At 72.5% G+C, this 24,519-nt stretch carries 17 protein-coding genes; 12 read left to right on the top strand and 5 right to left on the bottom strand.

The annotated features are described in order from the left end of the window. The first annotated feature begins 72 nt into the window (after positions 1-72). From ACGFZA_RS16610 to ACGFZA_RS16590, 5 genes are all read left to right on the top strand, one after another. Entirely contained in the window at positions 73-2,898 is a 2,826-nt protein-coding gene (locus tag ACGFZA_RS16610; protein ID WP_393679794.1) for a tetratricopeptide repeat protein, read from the top strand. Next, the gene (locus ACGFZA_RS16605) at positions 2,895-4,238 is read left to right on the top strand and encodes a protein phosphatase 2C domain-containing protein (protein WP_393679792.1); all 1,344 of its coding nucleotides are present in this window, start codon (positions 2,895-2,897) and stop codon (positions 4,236-4,238) included. The genes ACGFZA_RS16610 and ACGFZA_RS16605 overlap by 4 nt, the downstream gene beginning before the upstream one ends. Before the next feature lie 89 nt (positions 4,239-4,327). Next, complete coding sequence (locus ACGFZA_RS16600) at positions 4,328-5,680, top strand: VWA domain-containing protein (RefSeq protein ID WP_385271019.1); 1,353 nt, start codon at positions 4,328-4,330, stop codon at positions 5,678-5,680. A 107-nt stretch (positions 5,681-5,787) separates the two neighbouring features. After that, positions 5,788-7,179, top strand: a complete 1,392-nt coding sequence (locus tag ACGFZA_RS16595) for an FHA domain-containing protein (protein WP_393679789.1) — start codon at positions 5,788-5,790, stop codon at positions 7,177-7,179. Between the two features lie 334 nt (positions 7,180-7,513). Next, positions 7,514-7,987, top strand: a complete 474-nt coding sequence (locus ACGFZA_RS16590) for a MarR family winged helix-turn-helix transcriptional regulator (RefSeq protein ID WP_393680495.1) — start codon at positions 7,514-7,516, stop codon at positions 7,985-7,987. Between the two features lie 14 nt (positions 7,988-8,001). On the opposite strand, the gene ACGFZA_RS16585 is transcribed toward ACGFZA_RS16590, so the two are convergent. Beyond that, positions 8,002-9,144: an NAD(P)/FAD-dependent oxidoreductase gene (locus ACGFZA_RS16585; RefSeq protein ID WP_393679787.1), complete on the bottom strand. Its 1,143-nt coding sequence runs from the start codon at positions 9,142-9,144 to the stop codon at positions 8,002-8,004. Between the two features lie 267 nt (positions 9,145-9,411). On the opposite strand from ACGFZA_RS16585, the gene ACGFZA_RS16580 reads away from it, so the two are divergent. The 5 genes from ACGFZA_RS16580 to ACGFZA_RS16560 all read left to right on the top strand — a co-directional run bounded on the left by ACGFZA_RS16580 (position 9,412) and on the right by ACGFZA_RS16560 (position 18,209). Continuing rightward, entirely contained in the window at positions 9,412-9,816 is a 405-nt protein-coding gene (locus ACGFZA_RS16580) for a globin (protein WP_393679785.1), read from the top strand. Between the two features lie 168 nt (positions 9,817-9,984). Further along, positions 9,985-13,305 carry an FtsX-like permease family protein gene (locus ACGFZA_RS16575; RefSeq protein ID WP_393679783.1) on the top strand — a complete coding sequence of 1,107 codons (3,321 nt, stop codon included), beginning with the start codon at positions 9,985-9,987 and terminating at the stop codon, positions 13,303-13,305. A gap of 1 nt (position 13,306) precedes the next feature. Further along, positions 13,307-16,120 carry an ABC transporter permease gene (locus ACGFZA_RS16570; RefSeq protein WP_393679781.1) on the top strand — a complete coding sequence of 938 codons (2,814 nt, stop codon included), beginning with the start codon at positions 13,307-13,309 and terminating at the stop codon, positions 16,118-16,120. Next, complete coding sequence (locus ACGFZA_RS16565) at positions 16,117-17,115, top strand: ABC transporter ATP-binding protein (RefSeq protein ID WP_393679779.1); 999 nt, start codon at positions 16,117-16,119, stop codon at positions 17,113-17,115. The genes ACGFZA_RS16570 and ACGFZA_RS16565 overlap by 4 nt, the downstream gene beginning before the upstream one ends. A 44-nt stretch (positions 17,116-17,159) precedes the next feature. Further along, complete coding sequence (locus ACGFZA_RS16560) at positions 17,160-18,209, top strand: DUF2804 domain-containing protein (RefSeq protein ID WP_393679777.1); 1,050 nt, start codon at positions 17,160-17,162, stop codon at positions 18,207-18,209. Positions 18,210-18,227: 18 nt separating this feature from the next. Here the strand turns inward: ACGFZA_RS16560 and ACGFZA_RS16555 are convergent, their stop codons facing one another. From ACGFZA_RS16555 to ettA, 3 genes are read right to left on the bottom strand one after another with little or no spacing between them, the layout of a single operon-like run. After that, complete coding sequence (locus tag ACGFZA_RS16555) at positions 18,228-18,911, bottom strand: hypothetical protein (RefSeq protein WP_393679775.1); 684 nt, start codon at positions 18,909-18,911, stop codon at positions 18,228-18,230. Continuing rightward, positions 18,908-19,330 carry a thioesterase family protein gene (locus ACGFZA_RS16550; RefSeq protein ID WP_326736223.1) on the bottom strand — a complete coding sequence of 141 codons (423 nt, stop codon included), beginning with the start codon at positions 19,328-19,330 and terminating at the stop codon, positions 18,908-18,910. The genes ACGFZA_RS16555 and ACGFZA_RS16550 overlap by 4 nt, the downstream gene beginning before the upstream one ends. A gap of 5 nt (positions 19,331-19,335) precedes the next feature. Beyond that, positions 19,336-21,000, bottom strand: a complete 1,665-nt coding sequence (gene ettA / locus ACGFZA_RS16545; protein ID WP_385271047.1) for an energy-dependent translational throttle protein EttA — start codon at positions 20,998-21,000, stop codon at positions 19,336-19,338. Between the two features lie 243 nt (positions 21,001-21,243). Here ettA and ACGFZA_RS16540 point away from each other — a divergent pair, with 243 nt between their 5' ends. Next, positions 21,244-22,080 carry a hypothetical protein gene (locus tag ACGFZA_RS16540; RefSeq protein WP_393679772.1) on the top strand — a complete coding sequence of 279 codons (837 nt, stop codon included), beginning with the start codon at positions 21,244-21,246 and terminating at the stop codon, positions 22,078-22,080. Positions 22,081-22,289: 209 nt separating this feature from the next. After that, a complete protein-coding gene (locus tag ACGFZA_RS16535; protein ID WP_385271053.1) occupies positions 22,290-22,868 on the top strand; it encodes a hypothetical protein in 579 nt (192 codons plus the stop codon). Positions 22,869-23,046: 178 nt separating this feature from the next. Here ACGFZA_RS16535 and ACGFZA_RS16530 read toward each other — a convergent pair whose 3' ends face one another. Then, positions 23,047-24,495 carry an LAETG motif-containing sortase-dependent surface protein gene (locus ACGFZA_RS16530; protein ID WP_393679770.1) on the bottom strand — a complete coding sequence of 483 codons (1,449 nt, stop codon included), beginning with the start codon at positions 24,493-24,495 and terminating at the stop codon, positions 23,047-23,049. Between the last annotated feature and the right edge of the window lie 24 nt (positions 24,496-24,519).

Below are 24,519 nucleotides of genomic sequence, written 5' to 3'. Positions count from 1 at the left end.
CAGGGTGTGCAGGACGGGTAGTGACGGAGCATCGTGGCCGCCGCGGCGGCGGGGCGAACAGGGGGAATGACCATGAGTACGCAGTGCCAGCGCCCCGCGTGCGAGGGCAGTTACGAGGACATGGGCGGCGGTGAGCTGTACTGCGACACCTGCGGTCTGGCGCCGGTCGTCTCACCAACGGGGTCTCCCCTGTTCGAGCGAAGCCGAGAACTCGGGGATGGGATGGTGAGCTCCCCGCCCACCGGTATCGCGGGCGGCGGGCGCGGCAGCAGGGGCAGTAACAGCTCCTCGGCCCGCAGCGGTTCGCAGTCCTCGTCGAGGGCGTCCTCGCGGTCCTCCTCGCGCTCGTCGACCTCGCGGCGTTCGGTGTCGGGGCGGCTCTCGCGCGCGCTGTCCGGGAACGCCACGTCGCGATCCGTCTCGGTGCGTTCGTCGGCCAGGTCGACCGGTTCCTCGGGCCGCAACCGGCTGGGCGCCGGGCTGGTGCTCGTACCGGATGTGCCGCGCCCCGATCCGCGTACCGCGGTGATGGAGAACCCGGAGGTACCCGAGCGCAAGCGGTTCTGTTCGCGTTCGGACTGCGGGGCGCCGGTGGGCCGGGCCCGGGGCGAGCGGCCGGGGCGTACGGAGGGGTTCTGCACCAAGTGCGGCCACCCGTACTCCTTCGTGCCCAAGCTCCAGGGGGGCGACATCGTCCACGGGCAGTACGAGGTCGCGGGCTGTCTCGCGCACGGCGGGCTCGGCTGGGTCTACCTCGCGGTGGACCGTGCGGTCTCCGACCGGTGGGTGGTGCTCAAGGGTCTGCTCGACACCGGTGACCAGGACGCCATGGCGGCGGCCATCTCGGAGCGCCGGTTCCTCGCCGAGATCGAGCACTCCAACATCGTCCGGATCTACAACTTCGTCGAGCACCTCGACCAGCGGACCGGTTCCCTCGACGGCTACATCGTCATGGAGTACGTCGGCGGCAAGGCCCTCAAGGAGATCGCCAACGAGCGCCGCACCCCGTCCGGTAAGCGGGATCCGCTGCCGGTCGAGCAGGCGTGCGCGTTCGGCATCGAGGCGCTGGAGGCGCTGGGCCATCTGCACAGCCGCAACCTGCTGTACTGCGACTTCAAGGTCGACAACGCGATCCAGACCGAGGACCAGCTGAAGCTGATCGACATGGGCGCGGTCCGCAGGATGGACGACGAGGAGTCGGCCATCTACGGCACGGTGGGGTACCAGGCGCCGGAAGTCGCGGAGGCGGGCCCTTCGGTGGCTTCCGACCTGTACACGGTCGCGCGGACGCTCGCGGTGCTCACCTTCGACTTCCAGGGGTACACGAACGTCTTCGTGGACTCGCTGCCGGACCCGGACAACATCGAGGTGTTCCGCACCTACGAGTCGTTCTACCGGCTGCTGGTGCGGGCGACCGATCCCGATCCGGCACGGCGGTTCGCCTCCGCCTCGGAGATGGCGGAACAGCTGACGGGGGTGTTGCGCGAGGTGGTGTCGCTGCAGACCGGGCGCCCGCGTCCGGCGCTGTCGACACTGTTCGGCGCGGAGCTGCGGGTCACCGACACGGAGCTCTTCACCCTCCAGACCGGTGATGTCTCGCGCCTGGGGGCCAGATCGCCGGAGCCGGTCCGGGCCGGGCTCTTCGGGCGGCGGCGGGGCGGCGGAGCGCCGGTGGCGCCGCCCGTCTCCCCGCCGGCCGCGGTGGCGCCGCCCGGCGGTGTCCCGGGCGCGCTGCCCGCCGGCCCGCCTCCCGGGTTCGCCGCGGGTGCCGGACCCGTGCCCTCCACCACCACCCACGTCCGCGGCGGCGCCCCGGGCGGCGGGGCGAACGGCGCCCCGCCTCCGTACGCGCAGCCCCAGGCGGCCATCCCGGCCCCCCGGGTCCCCGTCGCGGGTCCCGGCACCGGGCCGGGTCCGTACAGCGCGACCGGCCCCCGGCTGGCCGGGCTCGATGTGCGCGGGACCTCGCTCGCGCTGCCGGTCCCCCGCGTCGACGCGAGTGACCCCAACGCGGGTTTCCTCGCCGGGGTGATGGCATCGGCGCCCGCCGAACTGATTGCCGCACTGCAGGCCGTTCCGGCCGCCTCGCTGGAGACGCGGCTGCGCGAGCTGCGGGCCGCCCTGGAGATGAACGACCTCGGCGGTGCGACGAAGACCCTGGCCTCGCTGGAGGCGCAGCACGCGGACGACTGGCGGGTGGTCTGGTACCGCGGGCTCACCTCCCTGGTGTCCGGTGACAAGGAGAACGCGGCGCTGTCCTTCGACGCGGTCTACGACGCGTTCCCCGGGGAGCCCGCGCCGAAGCTGGCTCTCGGCATCTGCGCGGAGGTCCTGGGCCAGCTGGACAACGCCGCCGAGTACTACCGGCTGGTGTGGATGACCGACCCGAGCTTCGTGAGCGCGGCGTTCGGCCTGGCCCGGGTGCAGATCGCCGCCGGGGACCGGGGCGGTGCCGTCAGGACCCTGGAATCGGTGCCGGAGGCGTCGATCCACTTCACGGCGGCCCGGGTCGCCGCGGTGCGGGCCCGGCTCCGTGAGCGGTCGCCCGACGAGCCGCTGATCACCGATCTGATGGCGGCGTCGGCCCAGGTCTCGGGGCTGGCCGGGCTCGGTCTGGACGCGGTGCGCCGCGAGCAGTTGTCGACCGAGGTGCTGGGGACGGCCCTCGACTGGGTACTCTCCGGTAGTCCCGAGGCTCGCCCCTCGGACCCGAAGTCGGTCCCGTACGCCGGGGCGCAGGGGCCGAAGACGCTGCTCGGCAGTGAGTTGGACGAGCGTGGCCTGCGTTTCGGGCTGGAACGGTCGTACCGGATGCTCGCCCGGCTTGCGGAGCCCGGTGACGAGAGGATCGAACTGGTGGAGCGGGCCAACCGTTTCCGCCCCCGAACGTGGGTGTGAACATGTCGCAGAAGCACCAGGAGGCTGCCTTGTCGAGGTGTCCCGGCTGCGAGGAGCCGCTGGAGCCGGGGGACCTGTTCTGCGGTGCGTGCGGGTACGACCTGTCGGCCGTGCCCGAGCCGCCGCAGGACCGTCCGACGATCGCCATCGCCACCCCGGCCGGGGAGCCCGCGCCCGGGGCCGGCTTCGGTCCGTCCCGCGGGGCGCCGGAGCCCGCCCCCGGGCAGGCGCCCGGCTCCGCTCCGGGCGCGGACCGGTCGGCCCCGCCGCCGGCCGGTTCAGCGCCGGGGGTCCGTTTCGACGGCCCCGACGCCTCGGGGGACTTCGAGCTGGCCGCGCCCGCGCCCGCGGGGGCGGCGCCCGATCCCCGTACCTCCCCCGACCCCGCGCCGACCCCGCCGGCCGGCACCAAGGTGTGTGTGGCCTGCCGGGCCGGCCGGGTCGACAACGACGGCTACTGCGAGAACTGCGGCCACGCCCAGCCGCGCGAGCGCGACCACATGGAGCAGGAGCTCGAATCGGTCGCCGCAGTCAGTGACCGCGGGCTGCGCCATCACCGCAACGAGGACTCCTTCGCGGTGTCGACCACCGCCCTGCCGGACGGCTCCCCGGCCGTCGTCGCGATCGTCTGCGACGGGGTGTCGTCGGCCAGCCGGCCCGACGAGGCCTCGGCCGCCGCCGCGCACGCCGCCAACGAGGCGCTGCTGGAGTCGCTGCCGCGCGGCACGCATCCGCAGCAGGCGATGCACGAGGCGATCGTCGCCGCCGGCGAGTCGGTCAACCGGCTGGCCCAGGACCCCGGTCAGGGCCAGGAGCACGATCCGCAACGCCACCAGAACGCTCCGGCGTGCACCCTGGTCGGCGCGATCATGGCGAGCGGTCTGCTGGTCGTCGGCTGGGTCGGCGACAGCCGCGTGTACTGGGTGCCCGAGGACCGGAGCAGTCCGCCGGCCCGCCTCACCGAGGACGATTCCTGGGCCGCGCAGATGGTCGCGGCCGGCCTGATGAACGAGGCGGAGGCGTACGCCGACGAGCGTGCCCACGCCATCACGGGCTGGCTCGGCGCCGACTCCTACGAACTGGAGCCGCACACCGCGTCGTTCAAACCGGACCGGCCGGGGCTCGTGGTGGTCTGCACGGACGGCCTGTGGAACTACGCGGAGTCCGCGGCCGACATGGCCGCCGCGGTACCCGAGGACGCGTACGAACGGCCGCTGCACGGAGCCCAGGTGCTGGTGGGTCACGCCCTGGACGGCGGGGGCCACGACAACGTAACAGTGGCACTGGTGCCGTTCGCCGTGGCACCGCAAGGGGCAGGATCCGCCTACAGCAGCGGGTGAGTCCCGTTCCGTCCGCCCCGTGCACCTCCGATGCCTTTGTCCGTAACTCTGTCTTCATCTGACACGTGGAGCCTCAAGGAGCCGATCAGATGGCCAACTTCTCCAAGTCGAACGTGCCGCAGTTCTCCGTCGAGGTGTATCAGAACGAATATCTGCCCGAGGGCGGCCGTGAGGTCAACGGCATCATCACCGTCACCTCGACCGGGGGCGGCACCACCGGTGGCGTTCCGCTGACCGGCGCGCCGCCCTCGCACCTGCCGGGCGGCGCGGCGAACGCAGCCGTGGTGATCATGGTGGACTGCTCGGGTTCCATGGACTACCCGCCGACGAAGATGCGCAACGCCCGCGACGCGACGGCGGCGGCCATCGACACCTTGCGCGACGGCACGTCCTTCGCCGTGGTGGGCGGCACGCACGTGGCCAAGGAGGTCTACCCGGGCAACGGGCGGCTCGCCGTCGCCGATGCGCAGACCAGGACCCAGGCGAAGGAGGCGCTGCGGCGGCTCAGCGCGGGCGGCGGCACGGCGATCGGGACCTGGCTGCGGCTGGCCGACCGGCTGCTCGGCGCGGCGGACGTGGAGATCCGGCACGGCATCCTGCTGACGGACGGGCGCAACGAGCACGAGGCCCCGGAGGACCTGAAGGCCGCGCTCGACTCCTGCGCCGGCCGGTTCACGTGTGACGCCCGCGGCGTCGGCACCGACTGGGAAGTGAAAGAGGTCACAGCGATCGCCTCGGCGCTGCTCGGCACGGCCGACATCGTGGCCGACCCGGCGGGGCTGGCCGCGGACTTCACGCAGATGATGGAGAACGCGATGGGCAAGGAGGTCGCGGACGTGGCGCTGCGGCTCTGGACCCCGGTCGGTGTGGAGATCAAGTTCGTGAAGCAGGTCGCGCCGACGGTGGCCGAACTGACCGACCGGCGCACCGAGGCCGGCCCCCGGGCGGGCGACTACCCCACCGGTTCCTGGGGCGACGAGTCCCGCGACTACCACGTGTGTGTGCAGGTGCCGGAGGCCGGCATCGGGCAGGAGATGCTGGCGGCCCGTGTCTCGCTGATCCTTCCCGCCCCCGCCGGCGGGACGCCGCAGACGCTCTCGCAGGGTCTGGTACGGGCGGTGTGGACGGACGACATGGTGGCGTCGACCTCGATCAATCCGCAGGTCGCGCACTACACGGGTCAGGCCGAACTGGCACAAGTCATCCAGCAGGGGCTCGATGCACGCAAGTCGGGAGACTTCGACGGCGCGACGGCCAAACTCGGCCGGGCGGTGCAGTTGGCATCGGCGTCCGGGAACGAGGACACTGCGAAACTGCTTTCGAAGGTGGTAGACGTCGTCGACGCGGCGACCGGTACTGTGCGACTGAAGGCGAAGGTCGCGGAAGCGGACGAGATGACACTCGAAACGCGCTCCACGAAGACGGTTCGCGTCAAGAAGTAACCACATATCGGCACTGATGAGCCGCCCGACCGGCCAGGTCCGCCGGGCGGCCACGCAAGGAAAATGACGGCCCCCGGGGCCGGACGAGGAGAGGGGGAAGCGCCGACATGCCGACCTGCCCGAACGGACACCAGTCGGGTTCCGAGGACTGGTGCGAGGTCTGCGGCCACCGCATGGCCGGGGCGGGCGCGCCTGCGGGCGCCGTTCCCCCGCCGCCTCCCCCGCCACCCGCGCCCGGTTACGGATACCCCCAGGGCTCCGGCCCCGATGCGACCCAGCAGGCCGAGCTCTGCCCCCAGTGCCGCACCCCGCGGGAGTCCATGGCTCCCTTCTGCGAGGAGTGCCGCTGGAACTTCCTCACGAACACCGCGACGTCGTACACGCCGCTGGCACCGCAGCACGGAGTCCCGGGTGGTCCCGGCGGTCCGGTCCCCGGCCTCAACCTGCCGCCGGGCTTCCAGGCCCAGCAGCCCGGCCCGCCGCCGCAGCGTGAGTCCCATGATCCGTTCGAGTACCAGAGCTCGCGCCCCTCGCAGGTGAACCGGTCGGCCGAGCCGCTCTCCTCGGGCCCGGGTCCTGGCCGGCCCGGCCCGCCGGGACCGGGTCAGCAGCCCCCTCACCCGTTCCAGCAGCAGGGACAGCAGCAGGGCCCGCCGCCTCCGCCGCCGTTCCAGCAGCAGGGACAGCAGGGCGGCCCGCAGGGTTTCCCGCAGGGCCAGCAGCACGCCCAGCAGCAGAACTCGCCGCAGGGCTCGCCCCCGCCGCCGTTCCAGCAGCAGGGCCCGCCGCCTCCGCCGTTCCAGCAGCAGGGGCAGGGCCAGCAGGGCCCGCCGCCGCCGTTCCACCAGCAGCAGAGCGCGCCGCCCGCGTTCCAGCAGACGGCTCCCCCGGTCTTCGAGCAGCCCGGACCGCCGGCACCGCCGCAGCCGCAGGCGCCGCAGACCGCCGGCGACGACTGGCTGCTGTCGCCGCCCTCGCAGGCCCAGGGCCCGCAGACGCCGATGCAGCAGCAGCCGTACCCGGGGCAGGACCACGGTCAGGGCCCTGGCCAGGACCAGGGCCCCGGCCAGGGTCAGGGGCAGGCTCCGCAGTCCATGAACTGGACCGCGGTCATCGCGCCCGACCGTGAGTACTTCCTGGCGATGATGCAGCGCAGCGGCCCCGAGGCCACCGGGCTCAACCTCCCGGCGTACTCCCCGGAGCAGCAACTGCCTCTCATCGGCACCCAGATCACCATCGGCCGCCGCCGGCACAGCACGGGCGAGTCTCCCGACATCGACCTGTCCGTGCCTCCGGAGGACCCGGGCGTCTCGCACCAGCACGCGGTGCTGGTGCAGCAGCCGGACAGCAGCTGGGCCGTCGTCGACCAGAACTCGACGAACGGCACCACGCTCAACGGCGCCGAGGACCCGATCCAGCCCTACGTCCCCGTACCCCTCCAGGACGGCGACCAGGTGCACGTCGGCGCGTGGACGACGATCACGATCCGCCGGGACTGACGGCTCCGACGCACACGGCGGCCGGTGAGGGGGCACCCCGTCACCGGCCGCTGTGCTGTTCTCCCGGTCGGCTGCAAGTCACCGGCCGTGGCGCTGTTCTCCCGGTCGTCAGCACGACGTAGGCCGCTGTGCAGTTCTCCCCGGTCGGCAACACGACACCGACCGGTACGCGGTTCTTCTCATCGGCAGCACGTCCGGACCCGGCACATAGTTCGCACCGCGAATATCAGCCCTCCAGCCGAGGTACCGCCGAGAAACCGGCAAGGAACCGACGAGTTACCGGCGTCACCGTCTGCCGTATTCTGGTGGAATGCGAAAGGCCGAGCGCGGACACATGGGAGTCGTCACCGCATTGGTGCGTTCCTCGTTCCTGGTGAATGCCGTGTATGCCGATTCCGGCCGCGAGCACGGAATCACCGCGCAGCAGGGCCAGCTGCTGTGCGTGCTCATGGTGCAGCCGTACGGGATGAGCGACCTGGGCGCGATGCTCGGGCTGGCGAAGTCCAGCCTCACCGGCCTGGTGGACCGCAGTGTCCAGCGCGGTCTGGTGCGCCGCGAACCCGACCCCGAGGACGGCCGCGCGGTCCGCGTCGCCCTGACTCCGGCGGGCGACGCCCTGGCCGACACGTTCTACGCGGCGACCTGCCGACGGGTGGAGGCGCTGTCGGCGGACCTCGGCGAGGCGGACCGCGAGCAGCTCGCCATGCTGCTCGGCCGGCTGGTGCTGAACAACGAGGTGCCGGTGGTCTTCATGGAGTCGGACGAAGCCGCCGCGCCCTCGCTCCCGTCCGGCCCGGCCACCATGTAAGGGCGCGGGGCCCCTCAGCCGCGCGTCACTCCGAACAGGTCCGCGAACCTGCCGGTGAACAGGTCCGCTCCCTTGTACTCGCTGACCGCCGCCGCGGGCAGAACGGCGGGCCCGTCGGGTGTGGGCACCTGGCCCACACCGCCCTCGGGACCGAGCGGGAGCAGGGCCGAGGGCACGGGCGACGGCCGGTAGGTGGCCGTGGGCCGTTCGCCCCGCACCTGCGCGAGGACGTTCTCCGCGACCACCTCGGCGTGCTTCATGGCATAGCCGGCCATCTTGGCCTCGGCCACGTCCGTGATGTCGCCGAGGGCGTAGATGTGGTCATGACCCTCGACGTTGAGGGTCTCGGTGACCGCCACCCGGCCCTGCGGGGTGCGGACGGCGACCCGGCCGTCGGCGAGGTAGTCGCTGTTGGTGCGCACGCCGTAGCAGCGGAACCAGATGTCGGCGGAGATCTCCCCGCCGTCGGTGGTGGGCACGGTGAAGGGCTTGGTCCGGCCCGGTCCGGCCGGCGGCTGCTCCGTCAGGGCGGTGCCGAGCCGCAGCTCCACCCCGAGCGCGTCCAGCTGGCGGTGCAGCTCCTCGCGGAACTCCGGCAGGAAGCCCGGCACCAGCTGTGCCTCGGGATCGGTGACGATGACGTGCTTGTCCGGCCAGACCGCCTTGATCTCGCCGGCCAGCTCCAGCCCGACCGGGCCGGCCCCGGCGATGAGCACCCGCCCGGCGGCGGCGAGTTCGGCGTGGGCCTCGCGGATGCGCTCCAGCGCCTCGCCGGCGACGTCGGTGTCCATCTTGGCCGGGAACGGGTAGTCCGAGCCGGTGGCGAGGACCAGATAGGCCGCCGCTATCCGCTCCCCCGAGGACAGGGTGACACCGCCCGGATCCACCGAGACGGCCCGCTCGCGGCGGACCCTGCCGCGCCGCAGCAGGGTGTCGTAGGAAAAGAAGATGTTGCCCGCCCAGTCGGGCCGGACCAGCGCCCGGAGCGATCCCGCCGCGTGCACGAACGCGTCCTTGGGATCGACGAGCACGACGTCGGTCTCCTCGTCGAGCGCCTTCGCGACGGCGGCTCCTCCGTATCCCCCGCCGATGACGACCACCGTGCGGTTCGCCCTCTCCCCCTGCCCGGCTCCGCTCTCCCCGTTCCCGCTCTCCATATGTCCACTCTCCGCATTTCCCATTCCGCTCACCGTCCCCCACTCCCCACATCGGCGTCACCGACATCAGCGTTCCCGACATCGGCATTAATCGTTCGCAACACGAACCATAATAGTTCGCATCACGAACTGCACCAGCAGGAGCGACGAGATCCGGCCACCGAATCCACGGCCGGGGCGCGGACGGCATGAACGTCGCCTCCCCGGACCCTGCCCCCTGTCCCCCGGGCCCCCGTGCCCGGACGGCGCGTCTGCGACCATGGACGGGTGACTGAGAATCCGCGCGACACGCTGCAGGAGCAGACCTTCTACGAGCTGGTCGGCGGCGAGGAGACCTTCCGGCGCCTGGTCCACCGCTTCTACCAGGGCGTGGCCGGGGACCCGCTGCTGCGACCGATGTACCCGGAGGAGGATCTGGGCCCGGCCGAGGAGCGGTTCAGGCTGTTCCTGATGCAGTACTGGGGCGGCCCCCGCACCTACAGCGACGAGCGCGGACACCCCCGGCTGCGGATGCGGCACGCTCCGTTCCGCGTGGACCGTGCCGCGCACGACGCCTGGCTGAGCCATATGCGAGTGGCGCTGGACGAACTCGGGCTGGCCCCGGAGCACGAACGGCAGCTGTGGGACTACCTCACCTACGCCGCCGCCTCGATGGTGAACACCGAAGGCTGAGACCCGATCACAGGTGTGCGGAATCCGGTACTCCACCGCCGGATATCGATCACAATCCCATCAAGGTGTACCCGTAAGCGGTTTCCAGCGACAGCTGCCTTCTGAAAGCATCCGAGACGACGCGCCGGGGGGCGGTGAGTGCGACGTGAGCGGTGACTAGGGGGCCAGGTGACGGGGTTCGTCTTTCTGCGGGTGAGGGCCCATCGGCTCCTTCTCGCCGCAGCCGTCCTGGCCGTCCTCCTGACCACCTCGGTTCTGGCCGCTCTCACCGCCTTCTCCGGATCCATCGGTGACGCCGCGCTGCGCCACACCCTGACCCACCGGTCCGCCGTGCCCGCCTCCCTCGTCATGTCCGTGCAGGTGGAACGCGACCGGCGGGCCGCCGCCGACGCGTCCGCGCGCCGGGCCGCCCACGACACGTTCGACGGGCTCCCGGTGACCGTACGGAAGCTGGAGGCCTCCGGCCCGTACGCGCTGCCGCGCAGCCTGCAGGCCCCCGCCGCCCGCCGCGGCGACCCCGACCTCACCCACTTCGCCTCCCTGGACCGCAGCCGGATCCGGCTCGCCGCGGGCCGCCTGCCGGTCGCCGGCACGGGCAGGGCCGGCGACCCCGTCCAGGTCGCGCTCCCCACCACGGCCGCCGACACCCTCGGGCTGAAGCCCGGAGCCCGGCTGAAGCTCACCGACCGGCTCGGCGGCGCCCCCGTACAGATCCTGATCAGCGGCCTCTACAAGGCAGCGGACCAGTCCGATCCGTACTGGCAGCTGGACGCGCTCGGGGGGCGCGGCATCCGCAAGGTCGTCTTCACGACGTACGGTCCGCTGCTCACCGACCCGGCCGTGCTCGGCTCCGGCCGGATCAGTTCCGGCGAGATGTCCTGGCTGGCCGCCGCCGACTTCCGTACCGTCACCACCGGCCGGATGGCCGCGCTGCACGACTCGGCGACCACCGGCACGAAGGCCCTGCTCACCACTCCGGAGTTCAAGGACGGGGCCACCGCGCAGACCTCGCTGCCGACCGTTCTCGACCAGATCGACCGGGCCCTGCTGGTCTCCCGCTCGACGCTGACGATCGTGGCGGTGCAGCTGGTCCTGCTCGCCGGATACGCCCTGCTGCTGGTGGCACGGCTGCTCAGCAGCGAGCGCGGAGGCGAGACCGAACTACTGCGGGCACGCGGCGGATCGCGCGCCCGGATCACCTCGCTCGCGGCGGTCGAGGCGCTGCTGCTCGCGCTGCCCGCCGCCGTCGTCGCCCCCCTGCTCTCGGGTCCGCTGACCCGGCTCCTGGCGGACCGCAGCGAACTCTCCCGGATCGGGCTGCGGCTCGACGGCGGCGTCACCGGCCAGGTGTGGCTGATCGCGGCCGTCACCGCGCTGGCCTGCGCCCTCGCCGTCGTGGCCCCGGCGCTGGCCGCCAGTGCCGGAGGCCGGCGCTCCACCCGCTCCGCCGCCCTCCCCGCGCCGGTGCGGGCGGGCGCGGACCTCGCGCTGCTGGTGATCGCGGCGGTCGCGTACTGGCAGCTCGACCGGCAGACCAAGGGCTCGGGCGGCGGCGCGCTCAGCGGCGACCGCCAGGGCGAACTCGGCATCGATCCGCTGCTGGTGGCCGCGCCCGCCCTGGCCCTGCTCGCCGGCACCGTACTGACGCTGCGCCTGCTGCCGCCCGCCGCGAGGCTCGCCGAACGCCGGGCGGCGGGCGGCCGCGGGCTGGCGACGGCGCTGGCGGGCTGGCAGTTCAGCCGCCGCCCCCTGCGCGGGGCCGGGCCGGTGCTGCTGCTGGTGCTCGCGGTGGCGATGGGGATGCTGGCGATCGGGCAGAGCGCGTCCTGGAACCGTTCGCAGAGCGACCAGGCCGACTTCAGGTCCGGCGCGTCGGTGCGGATGACGGGCGCGGTCAACGCGGACCCGGCGAGATCCGGTGCGTACGCGAAACTGCCGGGCGTACGGGACGCCGCGCCCGCCTTCCGCGCTTCCGTGGACCTCTCCGACGAGCGCACCGCCGAGGTACTGGCGCTGGACACCGCGCACGCCGACGAGCGGATGCTGATGCGCGACGACCTCGGCGACGGGTCCGTGGACCGGCTGTTCGACACGCTCTCCCCACCGAGAACGGCCCGCGCCGGACTGCTGCTGCCGAAGAACAGCACGCAGCTCCGCTTCGACGTACGGATCTCCGCCGTGAGCGCGCCCGGCAAGGTCTCGCCGTCCGGCATGGGCCCGCTGGTGACCGTGGGTCTCGAAGACCGCTACGGCATCCCGTACCAGGTGGTCGTGGGCTCCGTGCCCGTCGACGGCAGGGCCCATCCGGTCTCGGTCGACGTGGCCGCCGCCGGTGAGCTGGCTCTCACCGGGATCGAGCTGGACGGCAAGCAGCCCGTCGGCCGCGCGGAGTCGCACCGGCTCGCCGTGAGCGCCCTGCGGAGCGTGGGGCCGGGCGGCGCCGAACAGCCGGTCCCGGTCCCGGACGGCTTCCGCTGGCAGGCGGCGGTGACCTCCGACGCGTTCGGTGAGGTGCAGCCCGGCGCGCCGGCCCACCCGACCGCCTCGGCCGCGACCCCGCTGGGCCTCGACTACGCGACGGGATCCGTCACGGCGGAGGACGCGGTGTGGGCCGTTCCGGCCCTCAACGTGCGGATCACCGCGACCCGCGCCAAGGCTCCGGCCCTCAACGCCGTGGCCACGGACGCCTATCTGAAGGCGACCGGGGCGAAGCAGGGGCAGGACGTCGACGTCACGCTGGCCGGCGAGACGGTCCGGGTGAGGATCGCGCGGACCGTGCACCGGCTGCCGACCACCGGACCCGGCTCGGGCTCCTCCGCGTCCACCGGGGAGTCGCAGCGGGCGCGGGACGGCGGGGCCCTGCTCCTCGACCTCCGCTCCCTGGCCCAGGTCTTCGCCGAGCGCCCGAACGCCCGGCTCACCGCCACCGAGTGGTGGCTGAGCACCGAACCGGGCCGGGCCCCGGAGGTCGCGGCCGCGCTCCGCAAACAGCCCGACACCGACCCCGTACAGGTCCAGGTGCGCGACGAGGTCGCCGATGACCTGATCAGCGACCCGCTGGGCGCCGGTCCGCAGTCCGCGCTGCTCGCGGTGGCGGTCATCGCCGCCGCGCTGGCCGCGGTCGGCTTCGCGGTGACCGCGGTCGGCTCGCAGCGGGAGCGTTCCGCGGAGTTCGCCGTGCTGCGCGCCCTGGGCACCCCCCGCCGCCAGCTGGCCCGGATGACCGCCGCCGAACAGGGCGTGCTGATCACGATCGGGCTGCTGGTCGGGGCCGCCCTCGGAGCCCTGCTCACCCGGGCCGTCGTGCCGCTGATCGTGCTGACCGGACAGGCGGCCCAGCCCGTGCCACCCGTGCTGGTACAGCTGCCGGCCGGACAGGTGGCCGCGCTGCTGGCGGGAGTCGCGGCGCTGCCGCTGCTCATCGTCGCGGCCCTCACCCTGCGCGGCGCCGACCCGGCGATATCGCTGCGCACCCAGGGGGACAACTGACATGAGCCCGGACACGAGGACCCCCCGCGCCGCGACCGCCTGCGCCCCCTGGGTACGCACCCGGCTGCGGACCGCCCCCGGCGCCGCCTGCGCGTTCGCACTCCTGGTGGTGGTGACGGCCTTCCTCGCCGCGGCCTTCCCCCGGGCCGTCGACAACTACGAGAACAAGGGGCTGCGCCACGACCTCGGCCATGTGGCCCCCACCCGCAGTGTCCTGGAACTCAGCGGGCCCCAGCCCGGCCTGGAACTTCCCGTGGCCGCCCGCGAGGCCGCCGTGCGCGGGGCCACCCTGGCCTCCGCGCAGCGCAGGATCCTCGCCGGTCTCCCCGACCCGGTGCGGGCCGACGCCTCCCAGTCCGCGTACGGGGTGCGCACCTCGGAGGCGGTCCTGGCGACCGAACCGTGGTTCCCCCGCCCGTACGGCCTCGACCCCGCGCTGACCTACGTCACCCAGTCCGCGCTGCCCGGCCACTCCACCCTGCGCGCCGGGAAGTGGCCCGTCGTCCACGGCGAGGTGTCCCTCACGACCCGGGAGGTCGAGGCAGCCGTCACCGCGGAGACCGCGAAGGCCCTGCGGATCAAGCCCGGCGCGACCATCGCCGTCCCGACGCGTGGCGGTGAGCGGCTGACGGTACGGATCACCGGCATCGTCGCCCCGCGGGACCCCCAAGCCTCCTACTGGTCGGCCGAACCCCTGCTGCGCACCCCGTCCCTGGTCGCCAGGCCCACCAAGGAGACGCCGCGCTACTACTGGACCGCCGCGCTGCTGCTCCCGCCGGACGCCGCGCCGGCCCTGCTCGCCACCACCGGCCAGCCCGAGCTGTACTGGCGGATCGCACCGGACGGTTCACGGCTCGCCGCGCTCGATGTACCGCGGCTGCGGACCGCGGTGGCCTCCCTGGAGGGCGGCCCGGAGCTCCTGAAGATGCGCGAGGTCGCCGGTGACACGGTCACGGTGACGACCGGCCTGGACGAGGTGCTGACGGCGTACGACGGGATGCGCGCCGCGATCCAGCCGGTCGTCACGGTCGCCGCCGTCGGCATCGGGGCCGTCGCCGCCGTCGTCCTGCTGATGACGGGCGGCCTGATGGCAGGCCGCCGCCACGCCGAACTGGCCCTGCTGCGGGCCCGCGGCGGGTCCCTCCCCGGCATCGGGGGCCGGCTGCTGGCCGAGACCGCGGTGACGGCGGTGCCGGCCGGGGCGCTGGGCCTGCTGCTCGCGGTCCTGACCATCGGCCAGGCCCGGCTGTGGCCCGCCGCGGCCGGCGCCGCCGCGGTCGTCGCGCTCGTCTGCGTCGCGCTCCCGCTGCGCACGGCGCTGCTGCACCGCACCCCGCAACTCCACGGCGGCCGCGACGACCTGGTGTCCGCCCGCCCGTCCCGCCGGCGCACCGTCGCCGAACTCACCCTGCTGGTCCTGGCCGCCGGCGCCGTCGCCGCGCTGCGCCGACGCGGAACGGACGGTACCGGCGGCACGGACCTGCTGATCAGCGCGGCTCCCGTGCTGGTCGGGCTGATCGCCGCCGTGGTCCTCGTCCGGCTCTACCCGCTGCCGCTGCGGCTCGCCCTGCGCTCCGTGTCCCGGCTGCGCGGCGCGGTCGGCTTCCTGTCGCTGGCCCGCGCCGGACGCTCCTCAGCCGCCGGCACCCTGCCGCTGCTCGCGCTGCTGGTCGCGCTGACGACGGCGGCGTTCGGTGGTTCGGTGCTCGCCGGGGTGGCGGACGCCCGGGACGGCGCCGCGGTCCGTGCCGTCGGCGCCGACGCCCGCGTCAGCGGCCAGGCCGACTCCGCACCCCTGTCGGACCGGCTGATCCGTGCGGTGCGCAAGACGGACGGCGTACGGGACGTGGCCCCGGTACAGATCGAGTACGGGGTCGCCCTGCCGGCGCCCGAGCGAGGATTCGAGGACGCCAAGGGGGCCACCCTGGTCGGGGTCGACCCGGTCACCTACGCCCGGCTGTCCCGCTCCACCGGCATCGGCGCCTTCTCCGCCGACCGGCTGAAGGCGAACGGCCCCGCGACGCCCGAGGGCACGATGCCGTCGAAGGACCGGGTCCTGCCGGTCCTCGTCTCGCCGTCCGTCGCCGAACGGCTCGGCGAGCGGCCGCGCGATCTCCAGTCGCTGGCCGGGGACTTCAGGATCCAGGTGGCGGGCACGGTCGCCGACACTCCCGCCGTCGACGACACCTCGTTCATCGTCGTGGACTCCGCCTCGCTCACCCACCGGCAGACCACCGCGCTGCTGCTCACCGGGAACCGGCTCGACGGCGGGGCGCTGCGCGCGGCGGCCCGGCACACGGGCGAGGACACCACGGTGCGGATGCGCGCCGAGGAGCGTGCCACGTACGTCGACACCCCGATGCAGACGGGCGCCGAGCGGATCTACTCGGCGGCGATCGCGGCCGGTGCCGGATACGCCCTGCTCGCCGTCCTCCTCTCGCTGCTGCAGACCGCCCCGGAACGCGCCACGCTGCTGGCGCGGCTGCGCACCATGGGCCTCACCTCCCGGCAGGGCGGCCGCCTCCTCGGCTTCGAGGCCATGCCGCAGGCACTGCTGGCCGCCGGGGGCGGGCTCCTCGTCGGCTGGGCGACCATCGCGCTGCTGTCACCGGGCATCGACCTGGCCGGCCTCGCACTCTCGTCCGGTCCCGGCTCCGGCCTGCTGGACTCCGCACCGCTGCGGACCGACCCCTGGTCGCTGGTCCTGCCGGCGCTGGGCGTGGTCGCCCTCGCCGCGGCGGTGGCCGGCGTGCAGGCCTGGTGGGCAGGCCGCCGTGGATCGATCACCGAACTCAGGGCAGGAGACTCCCGATGACGACGCCGTCGACCGATTCCACACTGGCGGAGCTCGAACAGCGGGCCACCGCCCGCCGCGACCGGCCCTCCTACGGACATGACGCGCTGATCGCCTGCGACCGGCTGGTCCGCATCTTCACCACGGACGGCGTGGAGGTGCAGGCTCTTCAGGGCCTCGATCTCCTGGTCACCGAGGGCGAGTTGCTGGCCCTGGTCGGCGCGTCCGGCAGCGGCAAGTCGACGCTGATGAACATCCTGGCGGGCCTGGACGAACCCACGGCGGGTGCGGCGAAGGTGGCGGGCTGCGATCTGCTCTCCATGGGGCAGAAGGAACGGCTCCGCTACCGCCGGGACGTCGTCGGCTTCGTCTGGCAGCAGACCTCCCGCAACCTGCTCCCCTATCTGACCGCGATCCAGAACGTCACCCTGCCGATGCAGCTGCGGGGCCGCGGCCGCAACCGCGAACGGGCCGCGCGCGCCGAGTCGTTGCTGAAGATGCTGGACGTGGCCGACTGCCGCGACCGGCGCCCGCAGCAGATGTCGGGCGGCCAGCAGCAGCGGGTGGCGATCGCGGTCTCCCTGGCCAACTCGCCCTCGGTGCTGCTCGCCGACGAGCCGACCGGGGAGCTGGACTCGGCCACCGGCGAACAGGTCTTCGCCGCGTTCCGCCGCGCGAACGAGGAGCTCGGCACGACCATCGTGATCGTCACCCACGACCAGGCGGTCGCGAACGAGGTCCGCCGCACGGTGGCCATCCGCGACGGCCGCACGTCCTTCGAGGTGCTGCGCCGCACGGAGGTCGACGCGGCGACGGGCCAGGAGTCCCAGGTGGCCCGCGAGTACGCGATGCTCGACCGGGCCGGCCGGCTCCAACTGCCCGCGGACTACACGGAGGCGCTGGGCATGGAGCACCGCGTGATGCTGGAACTGGAGCAGGACCACATCGGCGTGTGGCCGGACGGCCAGGAACCGAAGCCCGATTCCGCAGCCACAGCCCCACCCCTGCAGCCGTAGCCACAGCCCGGCCCCGGCCCCGGCCCCGGCCATAGGATCGCCGCATGACGACGCCCGAACGTGAGATCACCGAACCGGTCGACCTCTGCCTGCCCGACGGCAGTCTGAATCCGGCCGCGGTCGGCTGGTCCCGGACGCCTCTTCACCGCGCCAATCTGCGCGGCTGGGGCCGGACGAAGCGCTGGGAGTACTGGTGCGTCACCACGCCCACCCATCTGGTGGCGCTGACCGCCAGTGATCTCGACTTCCTCGCCCTGAACACCGTCTACCTGCTCGAATACGCACCGGGCGGCCTGGAGACGGAACGCACCGCGATCATCCCCGGGGGCTTCGGCGTCGAGCTCCCCGACACCGTCGCGGGCGCGCCCGGCTCCAGGGACGTGGTGGTCGGGCCCGAGCGCCCGTCGAGCGGCAAGGTGCGCATCGAGATCCGCGACGAGAACGCCGGCACCCGGCTGAGGGCCCGCTGCCTGACCGCGGACCGGATTCCGCTGGAGGTCGACCTCCTGGTCGCCCGGCCCCCGGGCCACGAGTCGCTCTCCGTCGTCGTGCCGTGGGACGGCCGCCGATTCCAGTACACGTCCAAGCAGACCGCACTCCCCGCGTCCGGCCGGGTCAGGATCGGCGGCGAGTTCCTGGAGTTCGACGGGGACGACACCTGGGCCGTCCTGGACCACGGCCGCGGGCGCTGGCCGCGCACGGTCGACTGGAACTGGGGCGCCGCGTCCGGACGCACCGACGGCCACACGGTGGGCCTCCAGTTCGGCGGACGCTGGACGGCGGGCACCGGCTCGACGGAGAACGGGCTCTGCGTGGACGGCCGCCTCACCAAGATCGGTGAGGAACTGGACTGGCGGTGGTCGACGACGGACTTCCTCGCGCCCTGGACCATCCGCACGCCGTCGTCCGACCGGGTCGACCTGACGTTCACCCCGTTCCACAACCGGTCGACCCGCACGGAGACCGGCCTGATCGACAACCGCACGGACCAGTGCTTCGGCTACTACGACGGGCACGTCCGTACGGAGGACGGCACGGAGATCGCCGTGGAACGCCTGCTGGGCTGGGCCGAGGACGTCCACATGCGCTGGTGACGCGACCTCGTGAAGGTACTACCCGCCGACGGAGACGGCCAGCGTCCCCAGCCCGCCCGCCGCGCCTGCCCGCCGCAGGGCGATGGCCCCGTACGGGGTACGCAGCCGCAGCCACGCACCCGTCGCCAGCAGGGCCACGGGGAAGTCCGGCGCGGCCCGCAGGAAGCCGAGGGCCTGCGCCGCGTGCACGGCGCGCAGCGGAAGCTCCGTGGAGCCGACGGTCCGCGACCAGATGTCCCGCCCGATGAGATCCCGCTCCGCCCGCGTACGCCGGTCCTCGGGCAGTGCCGCGTCGCGGGTACGGAACTCGGCGACGGCGTCACTCAGTGCCGCACGCAGGGCGAGGGGATCGGGCAGTCCCGGCCGCTCCTGCCAGCCGCCGCGCGGAGGCAGCACACCGGTCCAGGGAGGCCCAGTCACCGGCGAGGGGACGGCACCGGAGCCGGTCGCCTCCTCCAGTGACTCGAGGAGCTCGCCGGCGGACACGGTCACGTCGAAGTCGTACGGGTCCCTCAGCCGCACGGCCCGGACCGCCAGGACCTCGAACGACGGCGGCCTGCCGAACACGGCGAGCGCGCCGCCGCCCGCCTGCAGCCGTACGGCCGCCGCACGGTCGTAGTGGAGCAGCCGGCCGAGGAAGGCCGCCAGGTCGGCGGCCTCCCTCGCGTCGGCGAACTGCAGGGACTGCACGGGCGCGGTCATGCCGCCGCGGGCTCCTCTGCCAGATACTTCTGGAGGAAGAGCTTCTCCTCGGCGGAGATCCGCCGGGGCCGCTCCTCGGCCAGGTTGTACGGGACGACGATGGTCGACGCCCGGACGTACACCTGGTCGGGGTCCTTGATCTCGTAGGCGATCGTCAGCGACGCGGCGCCTATCTTCGTGACCCAGGACTCGACGGTCACCGGCGCGTGCCGGTGGACCAGCGGGCGCACGTAGTCGATCTCGTGCCGGGCCACGACGGAACCGCCCGCGAAGGACGGCGAGCCGTCCCCCGGCGCCAGCCGGAACATGAAGTCGATGCGCGCCTCCTCCAGGTAGCGGAGGAAGACCACGTTGTTGACGTGCCCGAAGGCATCCATGTCCGACCAGCGCAGCGGGCAGCTGTAGATGTGACGAGCCAAGACGATCAGCCTCGCGTGAGCTTCTTGTACGTGGCACGGTGCGGACGGGCCGCGTCCGCGCCGAGACGCTCGACCTTGTTCTTCTCGTACGACTCGAAGTTGCCCTCGAACCAGTACCACTTGGACTCGCCCTCGTACGCCAGGATGTGCGTGGCGACGCGGTCCAGGAACCAACGGTCGTGGGAGATGACCACGGCCGCACCGGGGAACTCCAACAGCGCGTTCTCGAGCGAGGACAGGGTCTCGACGTCGAGGTCGTTGGTGGGCTCGTCGAGGAGCAGCAGGTTGCCGCCCTCCTTGAGCGTCAGCGCCAGATTGAGGCGGTTGCGCTCACCACCGGAGAGCACACCGGCCGGCTTCTGCTGGTCCGGGCCCTTGAAGCCGAAGGCGGAGACGTACGCCCGCGACGGCATCTCGACCTGTCCGACGTTGATGTAGTCCAGCTCGTCCGACACGACGGCCCAGAGGGTCTTCTTCGGGTCGATGTTGGCGCGGGACTGGTCGACGTACGAGATCTTGACCGTGTCGCCGACCTTGATGGAGCCGCTGTCCGGCGTCTCCAGGCCCTGGATCATCTTGAACAGCGTGGTCTTGCCCGCGCCGTTCGGACCGATGATGCCGACGATGCCGTTACGCGGCAGCGTGAACGACAGGTCGTCGATGAGGACCTTGTCGCCGAAGGCCTTCGAGAGGTTCTCGACCTCGACGACGATGGAACCGAGCCGCGGGCCCGGCGGAATCTGGATCTCCTCGAAGTCCAGCTTCCGCATCTTGTCCGCCTCGGCCGCCATCTCCTCGTACCGGGCGAGACGCGCCTTGGACTTGGTCTGGCGCCCCTTGGCGTTCGACCGCACCCACTCCAGCTCTTCCTTGAGGCGCTTCTGCCGCTTCTCGTCCTTGCGGCCCTCGACCTTGAGGCGGGTGGCCTTCTTCTCCAGGTACGTGGAGTAGTTGCCCTCGTACGGGATGGCACGGCCGCGGTCGAGTTCGAGGATCCACTCGGCGACGTTGTTCAGGAAGTACCGGTCGTGGGTGACCGCGACCACGGCGCCCGCGTACTTCGAGAGGTGCTGCTCCAGCCAGTTCACCGACTCGGCGTCGAGGTGGTTGGTGGGCTCGTCGAGGAGCAGCAGGTCGGGCGCCTCGATGAGGAGCTTGCAGAGCGCGACGCGGCGCTTCTCACCACCGGACAGGTTGGTGACGGGCCAGTCACCGGGCGGGCAGCCCAGCGCGTCCATGGCCTGCTCCAGCTGAGCGTCCAGGTCCCACGCGTTGGCGTGGTCCAGGTCCTCCTGGAGCTTGCCCATCTCGTCCATGAGCGCGTCGGAGTAGTCGGTCGCCATGAGCTCGGCGACCTCGTTGAAGCGCTTGAGCTTGCCCATGATCTCGGCGGCGCCGTCCTGGACGTTCTCCAGGACGGTCTTCGACTCGTCGAGGTGGGGCTCCTGCATGAGGATGCCGACGCTGAACCCGGGCGACAGGAAGGCGTCACCGTTGGACGGCTGCTCCAGGCCCGCCATGATCTTCAGCACCGTGGACTTACCGGCACCGTTGGGACCCACCACACCGATCTTCGCGCCGGGCAGGAAGCTCAGCGTCACGTCGTCAAGGATGACCTTGTCGCCGTGCGCCTTGCGTGTCTTGCGCATCGTGTAGATGTACTCAGCCAAGAGAAACCGTCCGGCAATCGATGAGTGGGCAGATACACCCCATCTTGCCTGACGGCTACCTCTTGACGGAAACCCGTATCGGCTGGTGGCCGTGACCTGGCCCTACGCCGACGCGTACCCGTAGGTGATCCGTCACCTTCTGCCACTGCCGTGAACCGGTCGGGGCGGGGCGCCCGATTCCCCTGGCCGGGAACGCCGAGCGGCATAAGGGCTGAAAGGTCGCCAAACGGATAAAGTCGCGCAGTGAGTCGAATCGAGCGGACCGCCGAAGGCGCGGGCCCCTTCATCACGCGGCTGACCTGGCGCCTCAGTGACGGGGCCACTGCCGTCTGGGAGTCGCGGGCCGCCCGCAAGCGGGGTCTCCTCACCGTGCGGGCGGCAGGTGAGTCCGAACCCCGCTCCCGGCAGGCCGACAGCGCGTCGGTGGGCCGTCTGCGCAGGCTTAACGCCTGGGCGGCGGGTGCGTTCATGGTCGGTGGGGGGCTGTTCGCCTCCGGCGCCGCGGTGGCCCAGTTCGGTACGGGTCACAGGACGGGTGCCTGGATCTACTTCGTCGGCGGGCTGTTCTTCAACCTGGGCGGCTATGTGTCGCTTCTCCAGGCGGTCAACGCCCCTCGCCAGGACGACGGGATCGGGGCGCTCGCCACTCGGCGCTGGAGATGGTGGAGCTACGAGCCCGGCCGGATCGACTGGCTGAGCACCTTCGTCCTGTTCGTGGGAACGCTGGTGTTCGGAATCAACCTGCTGAGCTCCCTGCTGCAGGGGCTGTCGGTGGAGGAGGTGAACAGGTTGATCTGGGCCCCCGACATGGTCGGGTGCGCCCTGTTCCTCGTTTCCGGACACCTTGCTCTGGTCGAGGTCTGTCACGGCCGTCCGGGGATCCGGGCCCGCGATCTCGGGTGGTGGATCGTCGCCGTCAATCAGCTCGGGTCCGTGCTCTTCCTCGGGGCGGCGCTGGCCGACTTCACCCGCCCCGCGACGGGAAGCCTCGTGAACGTCGACATCGCCAACTGGGGCACCCTCACGGGAGCGGTCTGCTTCTCCGTCGGAGGGGTGCTCCAGTACTTCGAGCGCCCGTGAGCCCGCGCACGCGGGGGTGCGCGGCAGGTGGCGGGTGGGGCCGGGGAGTCTCCGTGGGCGAGCCGGGCCGTCGGCGGTCCTCGCGCGCGTCACCGCGGGGGACGCGGCCGCATCCGGACCGGGGCGGGGCTATTGCGGAGAAAGCCGCGCCGCGGCCATGACCCCGGCAGGATGGCACCGGAGGACCGGGCCGTCTGCTGGGGGACACCATGGGCAGCACCACGCTTGCGCTCGTCATCGCCGTAGTCGGCGTGATCGGCACCCTGCTCTCGCCGCTGCTGTCCCAACGCGTGGTGGCACGCGTCCAGGCGGAGCAGTTCGACCGGGAACAGCGAGCGGCCCACGCCCAGTGGCTCCGCGAGCAGCAGGTTTCGGAGCTGATCCTCCGGCGTGACTGCTATGTGACGGTCAACGCGGTCTTCCGTCGCTACCGGACCCGTCTGATGGACTTCCTGTGGGACTTCGAGAGGGGGCAGGCCACCCCGGAGGGCCGGGAGGCCGTCGAAGAGGCGCGGCGCGACCATCATTCGTCCTTCGCCGAGGCCCAGTTGATCGCTTCCGGCGCGGTGCTGGGCGAGCTGGACGGCATGACCGCCGCGCTGTCGGAGGTGTACCGCCGGATCATGTCTCTGGTGGAAGGGCATCCGGACGCCGATGGCTCCTTCGAGGAGATCCGGGGAACGGACTTCCTGCTGCTCTGGCAACGATGGGACCGCATGCGCAATGTCATGCGAGCGGACCTGGGCGTGGGGCTCGGCCCGGGCGGCCGTCCGCCGGCCGGCTCGTAGCGGCCTGGTGCGCTGCAGCCGTGCGCCGGCCGGCTCGGCCTGGTGCGCGGATCGTGGTCCCGTCTGCTTCCCGCGTCGCGCGGAACGCCCGGCTCCGCCCCGGAGTACGCGAAGGCCCCGGCCGGCCGAAGCCGTACCGGGGCCGTGATCAGCACCTCGTGATCGGGTGCCCACGTCGTTACTCGCCTGCGGGCCGGTCCTTGCGCCGGCGGAGGAAGAAGACCGCGCCGCCGCCGATGACGACCAGGGCGATCGCGATGCCCGCGATGATCGGGGTGGCGTTGGAGCTGCCGGTCTCGGCGAGGTTGCCCTCGGCTCCGGTCGTGCTGCCGCCGGCCGTGGCGGTGGTCGTGGTGGGCTGCTCGGCGGTCTGGGTGGTGAGGCCGTCGTTGCCGGTGCCGGTGGTCAGGCAGTCCAGCACGCCCTTGAAGGTGCGGGTGAAGCCGTCGGGACCGGTGACCGTGAAGTCGTACGCCTGGTCCTCGGCGACCGGCACGGTCACCGTCTCGGACGTGCCGGGCGCGACGGTGTGCTGCGCTCCGGCCAGGTCGAAGGTGAACGCCTCGTCGCCCTCGTTGCTCGCGGTGACGTCCACGCCGCCCTTGGCGCAGTTCTTCTTCGCGGTGACCGCCGGGATCGCACCCTTGCCGGCCCAGGTCGCGGTGGCGCTCGCGGAGACCGTGGACTCGCTGGAGCCGGCCAGGATCTGGGTCTGGCTCTTGGTGGCGCCCGCGAAGGCCCTGCCGACGGGGACCGAGGTGGTGGTCTGGACGGTCAGGGAGGCGGAGCCGTCGGAGGCGCCTGCCGGGATGTCGAAGTAGAGCTGGGAGCCGTTGACGGCCGTGGTGACGGCCTTGCCCTTCTTGTCGGTGATCCTGACGCCGCTCGCGGAGTCGGCGGGCGGGGCCACGGAGACCTGTCCGGCGTTGGTGCGCACCGTGACGGGGCCGACGCGCTGACCGGAGCGGCCGGACACCGCGACCGGGTCCAGGGCGAGGGACGCCTTGGGCTCGGCCGTGTCGGTGGCGGAGCGCTGCAGCCAGTCGGCGAGCTTCTCCGCCTGGGCGTCGGATGCGGTCACGTCGGCGTTGTCCGAGTAGCGCCAGATGGCGACCTGGGTGCCGGCCGCTGCCGTCTGCTCGGTGAGCGGGCCGGTGCCGGCCTTGTCGGCGAGTACCTGGAGGTCGTCGATCTTCGGGTAGGAGTGCTCCAGGATCCAGCGGATCTTCCCGGCGTTCTTGTTCGTGCCGAGCGAGGTCTGGTTCCAGGGGGTCTCCAGGTACTTCGCCTTGTCCTGGGTGGGGTTGTGGATGTCGATGCAGTACGTCTTGAAGTTGCCGCCGCCGTCGACGGTCATCTCGAAGAGCCCGGCGGGGAGCTTCTGCTTCTCGCCGTTCGTCCGGAGGACCGCGGTGTCGAACGTCTTCAGCCCGTCCAGGGTCGCGGTCGCTCCCCCCTGGTGCAGGGGTGCCTCGTCAGCGACCGCGCCGCCCGCGCCGGTGAGGGCGCCGGCGACGACCAGCCCCGATGCCACCACCGCGGCAGCCAGCCGGGCTATGCCCCGGGTCCGTCGAGGGTTGGCCGTCGCCGTAGATGACGATGCGGTCGCTGAAGAAGCAGAAAACACAGAATTCCCCTCCGGGCGAGACCC

The sequence above is a fragment of the Streptomyces sp. NPDC048211 genome (assembly GCF_043202315.1).
Taxonomy (GTDB): domain Bacteria; phylum Actinomycetota; class Actinomycetes; order Streptomycetales; family Streptomycetaceae; genus Streptomyces.
The sequence above is the reverse complement of the archived record's forward strand: the minus strand, read 5'-3'. Positions and strand labels throughout refer to the sequence as shown.

Coding starts and splice junctions, on each gene's coding strand:
- ACGFZA_RS16610 (WP_393679794.1), top strand. CDS start 73: ATGAGTACGCAGTGCCAGCGCCCCGCGTGCGAGGGCAGTTACGAGGAC.
- ACGFZA_RS16600 (WP_385271019.1), top strand. CDS start 4,328: ATGGCCAACTTCTCCAAGTCGAACGTGCCGCAGTTCTCCGTCGAGGTG.
- ACGFZA_RS16595 (WP_393679789.1), top strand. CDS start 5,788: ATGCCGACCTGCCCGAACGGACACCAGTCGGGTTCCGAGGACTGGTGC.
- ACGFZA_RS16590 (WP_393680495.1), top strand. CDS start 7,514: ATGGGAGTCGTCACCGCATTGGTGCGTTCCTCGTTCCTGGTGAATGCC.
- ACGFZA_RS16585 (WP_393679787.1), bottom strand. CDS start 9,144: ATGGAGAGCGGGAACGGGGAGAGCGGAGCCGGGCAGGGGGAGAGGGCG.
- ACGFZA_RS16570 (WP_393679781.1), top strand. CDS start 13,307: ATGAGCCCGGACACGAGGACCCCCCGCGCCGCGACCGCCTGCGCCCCC.
- ACGFZA_RS16565 (WP_393679779.1), top strand. CDS start 16,117: ATGACGACGCCGTCGACCGATTCCACACTGGCGGAGCTCGAACAGCGG.
- ACGFZA_RS16560 (WP_393679777.1), top strand. CDS start 17,160: ATGACGACGCCCGAACGTGAGATCACCGAACCGGTCGACCTCTGCCTG.
- ACGFZA_RS16555 (WP_393679775.1), bottom strand. CDS start 18,911: ATGACCGCGCCCGTGCAGTCCCTGCAGTTCGCCGACGCGAGGGAGGCC.
- ACGFZA_RS16535 (WP_385271053.1), top strand. CDS start 22,290: ATGGGCAGCACCACGCTTGCGCTCGTCATCGCCGTAGTCGGCGTGATC.